The following is a 7,067-nucleotide window of genomic DNA, read 5'->3' as shown; positions in this document are numbered from 1 at the left end:
GTCCGCGGCGTGCGTCAGCAGCAGATCCACATCGGTGGTGGCCGAGATCCGCACGTATCGACTTGCGACGGCGGGGGTGAAACCCATGCTGATCAACAACTCCCGAAGTCGGGTGGTCTTGTGGTCGGCCACGCCCAGCCGGTCCATCTCACTGGTGAGGGTGGTGGCGTGGTGATCAACCAGATTGCGGAGCAGCAGGACTTGTTTCATCGCGCCGAAGGCTTGTGGCCCGGTCATCTCCGGATTCCATTGCAGGTCGCTGAGTTGGGTGACGATGGCGGCGAAAACTGCTTCGGCGTCAACGGTTTCCGCGTCGAGGACTGTAGTGGTGTCGATCATGGGCCCCTCCCCGGTGGCTGATCGGTGTGATGACTCCAGTGTACATCGCCAGTGTGTTCGACGCAAGAGGGTATTTTGATCAATTCTGCTTGTGGACAACGTGTTTCGGTGCTGATTTTCTGTCGGAGGGGTGTGGTAAGGGGCCCGGGTTTCGTTTGTCTTGCTTTCGATGTGGTTGGGAGGCTTGTTGTCTCACCGGGTCTCGAGGCTCGCCGCACGCGGCTCGCACCTCGACCATCGGGGAAGTGGGGTTCGCGACGGTCGGGTGGGGCGGGTTACTCGACCAGCGGGGAGGAGGGTGCATGACCATCGAGAGGGAAGGAGTCGACCTCTCGGGCGACGAGATCAGAAAAGGCTATCGGGCCGAACGTAATTGGCGAGATCGACGAGGAGGAAACGGTTGTCGCGGTTGTTGCGCATCTGCCGGGCGAGGGTGCGCAGTGAGCGCTCGGTACCGGCACGGAGTCCGCGCTCGGTGAAGGGAACGCCGAGAAGTGTGCTGGGTTCGCCCGACTCGTCGGGATGCTCCATGATCCACCCCATCGCGGTACCGAGGACGATCAGTTGCAAACGCGATTTCCGTGGCTCGGAGTCCGGCATCGCCTCCAGTCGTCGTGCCGCCTCCACGAGTTGACGCTTCTGTACGAGTTCGGGGGCGCGTCCGTGGACGAGGGCGAGGACGGCGGTGGCGCGAGCGGTGTTGTAGTGCCGACTGGTCGGCGGGACCTCGTCGAGCGGTTCGATGGCGGCGTCGAAATCGCCTCGGGCGACAGCCAGGCGTGCGAGACCGAAAGCGGCGGTGACGATGCTGTGGTCGGTCAACCACAGGTCGTGATAGAGCCGGTCGGCCACGTCGTACATCTCGGCGATGCGCGCATCCGGGGACTCCTCGGGCTCCTCCTCGCTCGGATGCTTCTCGTCGGTCAGCCAGCGACCGATGATCTCGGCGGTTCCCGCGGCGGCGAGTTTCGGGGCCACCTCACCTGGCATCGCCTGTAGCACCTCGGTGAATCGTTCGTGGGCGAGCTCGGGTTCGTCGTTCATGAGGGCGCAGATCCCCATGTACCAGTCCACTCGCCAGGACTCACCGTGCTGCGCGGTCACGTTCTGCAGCACCGACAGTGCGGTGTCGACGTCGTCGAGTTCGAGGTGTGCGCGGGCCTCGGCCAGATCGATCTCCAGCGACGGGTGCGCGTTGTTCGATCGTCGACCCAGTAGCGACGAGAATCCCTCGGCCCGTGCCGCATTGATGGAATCAAGGGTCTGTCGGGGATCGGACAACGCTGCCGAGTTGAGAAGTCCCGCAGCCGGGTCGGTGGGATTGACCAACGGCACGGGCAGGGCATGGGCGATGTCGACGGGGTCGTAGAACGCCGCGAGATCGGGATCGAAGAAGCCGTCCACCGGTGCCAACATGAGATCGGTGCCGAAGGTGGAGCGCTGCGGGGTGAACACAGTCGACAATGAGGGCCGCGGCACCCCGGTGTGTACCGCGACGGTCTCGCGGAGCACGTTGAGCATCTGGGTGGTCATCTCCTCGGCCGAGGAGAATCGCTCTGCCGGGTCGGTGGCCGTGGCACGTTGCAGCAGAAGATAATACGACGGATTCTCGGCAAGCACCGGGGTGGTCTCCGGGTCGGGCAGCCCGTCGAGATATCGCCCCTTCTCCATCGGCATGTCGAGGGTGAGCACCGCCAGCGTGCGGCCGATGCTGTAGATGTCGGTGACCACCTGCGGCCCGGTTTGCACGATCTCCGGAGCCTGGAAACCCGGTGTGCCGTAGAGGTGCCCGTATCCGTTGATCGCCGACACCGCACCCAGATCGATGAGCTTGACCTCGTCGCTGGAGACCATCACGTTCTCCGGTTTGACGTCGTTGTACACCAGTCCCACCGAATGCAGATAGCCGATCGCCGGTAGCACCTCGAGGATGTAGGCCATCGCCTGCTCGATCGGCATCACCGCATGCGTACCGCCGGAATCGGCTCCGGCGGAAGTGATCTGCTTGAGGGTCTGGCCACCGATGTACTCCATCACGATGTAACCGAAACGCTCGTCGTCGGCGGTGACGTGCTCGACGAAGTTGTAGATCTTGACGATGCCGGGATGATTCACCGACGCCAGGAACTGCCGCTCGGCCAACGCGACCTGTTGCGCCTCCGAATCCGAGGAATTGAGAAGGCCTTTGAGGACGACGGGACGGTCGGACACGTTGCGGTCGATCGCCAGATAGATCCATCCCAGCCCGCCGTGTGCGATGGCGCCGGCGATCTCGTACTGGCCGGCGACCACGGTCCCCGGCGCCAGGCCGGGTACGAACGAATAGCGGGCACCACAGTGGGGGCAGGTGCCGGCGAGATCTCCGGCACCCTCGCCGTCGTTGCGACCCACCGGACGCCCACATCGCCAGCAGGTGCGCTTGCCCTCGGGGATGACCGGAAAGTCCAGAACGGCGTCGGCGGGCTCGATGTCGACGACCTTCGGCAGTTCGACCAGCCCGGTACCGAGCCGCCGATCATGTACCTGCGGACGGCGTTTGGGTACCAGGCGCCGGGTGTGGCCCACCGAGGCCAGCGCCTCGGTGGGGATGACCGGCCCCGACCGCACGACGGGATCGGTGGAGCCCGTCACCGGGGAGGTGGTCGTGCGGCCACCCGACGAGGTCATGCCCGTGTCGACGAGCGCGGCGAGATCTGCCCGCTGGGTGCCGGGATCGAGGTCGGCCGGATCGGCTCGCTGCGTACCGACGTCGAGGTCACCGAGATCGGCTCGCTGCGTACCGATATCGAGGTCGGCTGGGTCCACCCGTTGCGTGCCGACCTCGGCGTCGGTGCGGTCGTCGTGTTCGGTCATCGTCGCTCAGTCCCGATAAATCGCTTGTGGTGGAACGTAACCGGGGCCGATGTTGCTCAGCCATCGGTTGTAGATGGCATACCAGCGACCGTCGGCCACGGCCTGCGCGAGCACGCCGTTGACGAAACGCACCATGTCGTCGTGCCCCTGGGGGAGCCCGATGCCGTAGTACTCCGAACCGAACCCCGGGCCCACCATCTGCACCCATGGATCCTGTGCGGCGAGGCCGGCGAGGATCGCGTCGTCGGTGGTGACGGCGTCGACCTGACCTTGCTGCAACATCACCAGACAGTCGGCCCAGGTGACGGTCGTGATCATCTTGGCACGTGGCTGCTCGGCCTGCATCCGTCCGATCGAGGTGGCCCCGCGGGCCGAACACACCCGCTTGTCGGCCAGCCCGTCGACATCGGTGATGCCGGAGTTGCGCAGCACCAGTATGCGTTGCGAGGCAATGTAATACGGGGTCGAGAAGCTGACCGACGCCAACCGGTCACAGGTGATCGACATGGTCTTGACCACCATGTCCACCGACCCGCTGCGCAGCGCGTCTATGCGATCGTTGGAGCTGAGCACCCGGAACTCGATGCGGTTGGGGTCGCCGAAGATCGCCTGCGACACCTCGCGCGCGAGGTCGACGTCGAAACCCTGCAGGTCGCCGCTGATCGGGTCACGGAAGCTGAACGGGTTGGAGCCGATGTCGGTGCCGACGATGAGTCGCCCGCGCGCCGCGATCGCCGCCATGGTGCTGCCCGGCGGCATCTGCTTGGGCTCCGGCATCGGATCGGGCGGTCGCAGGCTGGCCGTCGCGTTGCACGCGTCGGCGTCGGGGACCGGTTCGGTGGTCGTCTCGGTTTCCGCACCCGGCGGAGTCGGGGTGATGGCCTGCGCCGCGGGCGGTGGCGAGTCGGGTGCGGTGAAGGTGACGCAACCGGTGGTGAGCAGGCCGCACGCGAGCAGCGCGGCCGCGACGACGCCACCGCGGCCGTGGACTGCCCGGCGCCTCATCGGTACTCCCGAACCCGCGGCACCAGGCCGAGAGCCAATGCCACGGCGGCGAACACGGTCAACACCAGAATCCCCGACCCGGTGTACCCGATGACCCGCTGAGCGGTGTTGATGTCGTCGCGGAACGACGTCCGGGTGGTGGTGATGGCGTCGGTGAGCGATGAATCGACCGCGGCGTAACTGCTCGCGGTGCTCTGCGGGTCCGCGCCGATGGTGAGCGTTCTGGCCTGCGCGAAGTCGCCGCGCTCGATGGCCGCGCGCGTCTGCTGATCGGACTCGCGCCACTGATCGAGGGCGGTCGTGATGGACCGCACCTGGGTGGTGGTCAACGCGCCGGCGTCAGAACTCGTCTGACCACCGAGGTCGGCGAGGATCGTGCTGATACCGGCGGTGGCGCCGGAGAAGGTCTGATCGAGATCGGACTGATCGGTGCGCTGCACCAGCGACAAGGTCTCGGCCGAACGCGCCTGCTGGGTGAGGATGCGGGCCTCGGTCAGTTGCCGCAGCGGGTCGGCGCCGTCGGTCTTCGCCGAATTGGTGGCGGCCACCGACGCCAGCCCCGACACCAACAGCCAGACCAGTCCGCCGAGAATCGCGGTCAACGCGGCGACCACCCCGATGTTGAAGCGACGGCGGGTGCGTTTGGTGAGGAACCGCGAGGTACCGATCAGCGCGAGCGCGAGGACCAGCAACCCGAAATACACCCCGTAGGGCGGGATGGTCAGGGTGCGTTGGGGATCGGCGATGGCGTCGGATCGGCGCTCGTAGAGGCGCTGCGCCGCGGGCAGGATCTGATCGTGCATCACCGCCGACGCCTGCCCGAGATAGGCGCTGCCCACCGGGTTGCCGAGCCGGTTGTTGGTGCGCGCGGTCTCGATGAGTCCGCTGTAGACGGGGATCGTCGTCGCCAGGGTCTGCAGGTCGGCGTTGACTGCGCGATCGTCGTCGTCGGTGTCCTCGCCGGGCGCCCCCGAGGTGCCTGCGGCCTTCATCAATGACGCCGACGCGGTGGCCAGCGCATTCGAATAACGGCTACGCAGATCGGGGGACTCCAGGCCACCGGAGATGAACGCCGAGTTGGCCGAGGCGTCGGCGATCGACAGCGAACTGTAGAGCACCTGTGAGGCCTCGGCGAGCGGCTCGCCCTGGTCGATCATGTTCTTCAGCGCGTTGGTGCGATCCTGCAGCACGGTGGATCCGTACCAGCCCACGCCCAGGATGGCGAGTACGAGCACCACCCCGATCATCACCAGCTTCCCGGGGGTGGTGCCCGCGTAGTGGCGCATCGTGGCCAACGGTGATTGGGTTCGGGTGCGGCCCAGCGACATCAGCTCGCGGCGGTCGGCGAGAACCTGACGGATGGGTGGCGACGACGCGTTGGGCCGGATGGTCTTGCCCGCACGGGTGAGCACCGTCCGCACGGGAGATGCCTGGCCGGTCACCACACGATCCCTTCTGGCTCGTCGGTCGTTCGTGTCGTTGTCCTCGCCCCGGCATCCCCGTCCGAAGCGACGACGTGGCCCCCTCGGGTCTATCGCCTCTTCGGTGCCGGTCTGTTTCCACCCTAACCGCGCGCACGTGACCTCGGCCTCACCACGCGGTGGTGTTTCGGCGAACCTGGCCCTGGTGGCCCCACTCACATACGGTGGAGGTCGGCGGCGAATCCCGGAGAGCCCGGATCGTCGGTCGGCGTCAGGAGTCGCGGTGCGTGGAGACGGGGACGGCTGGGTCATCGACACCGATGGGTCACGGTATTGGGGTGTCAACGGGGCGGCCGGATTACTGCTGCGCACCCTGCAACCCGACGGCCGCACACTGATATTGCTGCAACATCGCGCGGTGTGGTCGCACCAGGGCGGCACGTGGGGACTGCCCGGTGGTGCGCGCGACTCGCACGAGAGCGCCATCGACACCGCGCTGCGCGAAGCGCAGGAAGAAGCAGGTCTCGACCCCGCCGACGTCGAGGTGGTCGCCGCGCTGGTCACCCACCGCGCCAAGGGCGGCTGGACTTATACGACCGTCATCGCCGACATCGACGAACCCGTGCGGACCATCGCGAACGGCGAATCGGCGGAACTGCGCTGGGTCGATGAGGCCGACGTCGACGAGTTGCCGCTGCATCCCGCGTTCGGTGAGGCCTGGCCCGGACTGCGGGATCGGATCGCCGCGCTCGATCCGCAGAACTGAACGGCGCCCGGTCGTCTACCGGGGTAGCAGCCGGTTGGCGCCGGCGATGAGGGCGTTGACGTTGGCTTCGTCGCCGGTCGCGCCGTCGCCGTAGGCCCAGCACTGCCGGTCGTCGCGCTCGCACAACAGGAACGCCGCGAACCCGCGATCGGTCGGGCGCTGGTGCAGCGAGACGATCGACACCGGGGCGCCGAGGTCGTGCAGGATCGAGGTCATCGCGCCGACCGGTCCGGTCGCGGTGGCCGACATCGACATGATGCGGTTGGCGTAGGCCATCGTCGCGCGGCATTCGATCATGTCGGCCGGTGCGGGGGTGATCGAGAGCGAGCCGAGCCGGATCGTGCCGGTATCGGCGTACATCTCGGTGAATTCCTGCCAGGTCATGCCGTCTGCCTCCTCACGGATACCTCGGGGGAGTCGCGTCGTGAGCGGGCCGCGGGAACGCGGATTCGCGCTGCCGGGCGACTCGGTACAGGAACAGGGTGCGGGAGAAAGGTGACGGCTGTGCATCGTGGATCATCGTTTCGGTCGAAGAGAAGATGACCGACGAGAACGCGCAACGACCCCGCAGCGGGGGGTCGGTCAGATCAGACCCCGCTGCGGCGGGTTACGAGCGCGATTCGTGTGCACATGATCGGGCCACTCTAACGCCGCAGCACACCCGCGGGCAAGGGAGATCCGGG

At 66.8% G+C, this 7,067-nt stretch carries 5 protein-coding genes and 1 pseudogene; 1 reads left to right on the top strand and 5 read right to left on the bottom strand.

From position 1 onward, the window contains the following. From B1964_RS22265 to B1964_RS22250, 4 genes and pseudogenes are all read right to left on the bottom strand, one after another. Positions 1-339, bottom strand: a pseudogene (locus B1964_RS22265) (HNH endonuclease); the annotation flags it as partial. A gap of 345 nt (positions 340-684) precedes the next feature. After that, positions 685-3,192, bottom strand: a complete 2,508-nt coding sequence (locus B1964_RS22260; RefSeq protein WP_079931316.1) for a tetratricopeptide repeat protein — start codon at positions 3,190-3,192, stop codon at positions 685-687. A 6-nt stretch (positions 3,193-3,198) separates the two neighbouring features. After that, positions 3,199-4,197, bottom strand: coding sequence for a glutamate ABC transporter substrate-binding protein (locus B1964_RS22255; RefSeq protein WP_079931315.1), 999 nt, complete (start codon positions 4,195-4,197; stop codon positions 3,199-3,201). Beyond that, positions 4,194-5,639 (bottom strand): hypothetical protein, encoded by a 1,446-nt coding sequence (locus B1964_RS22250; protein WP_043456964.1) that lies wholly within the window; start codon positions 5,637-5,639, stop codon positions 4,194-4,196. The genes B1964_RS22255 and B1964_RS22250 overlap by 4 nt, the downstream gene beginning before the upstream one ends. A 262-nt stretch (positions 5,640-5,901) precedes the next feature. Here B1964_RS22250 and B1964_RS22245 point away from each other — a divergent pair, with 262 nt between their 5' ends. After that, a complete protein-coding gene (locus tag B1964_RS22245) occupies positions 5,902-6,384 on the top strand; it encodes an NUDIX domain-containing protein (RefSeq protein WP_014358686.1) in 483 nt (160 codons plus the stop codon). A 15-nt stretch (positions 6,385-6,399) separates the two neighbouring features. Here the strand turns inward: B1964_RS22245 and B1964_RS22240 are convergent, their stop codons facing one another. Continuing rightward, on the bottom strand, positions 6,400-6,768 hold the full coding sequence (locus tag B1964_RS22240) for a hypothetical protein (protein WP_079931314.1): 369 nt from the start codon (positions 6,766-6,768) through the stop codon (positions 6,400-6,402). Positions 6,769-7,067 lie beyond the last annotated feature (299 nt).

The sequence above is a fragment of the Gordonia sp. i37 genome (assembly GCF_002043085.1).
In the GTDB taxonomy this organism is placed as follows: domain Bacteria; phylum Actinomycetota; class Actinomycetes; order Mycobacteriales; family Mycobacteriaceae; genus Gordonia; species Gordonia polyisoprenivorans.
The sequence above is the reverse complement of the archived record's forward strand: the minus strand, read 5'-3'. Positions and strand labels throughout refer to the sequence as shown.

What these genes read in the sequence shown, in the direction of transcription:
- B1964_RS22260 (WP_079931316.1), bottom strand. Translation starts at nt 3,192, where the DNA reads ATGACCGAACACGACGACCGCACCGACGCCGAGGTCGGCACGCAACGG.
- B1964_RS22255 (WP_079931315.1), bottom strand. Translation starts at nt 4,197, where the DNA reads ATGAGGCGCCGGGCAGTCCACGGCCGCGGTGGCGTCGTCGCGGCCGCG.
- B1964_RS22240 (WP_079931314.1), bottom strand. Translation starts at nt 6,768, where the DNA reads ATGACCTGGCAGGAATTCACCGAGATGTACGCCGATACCGGCACGATC.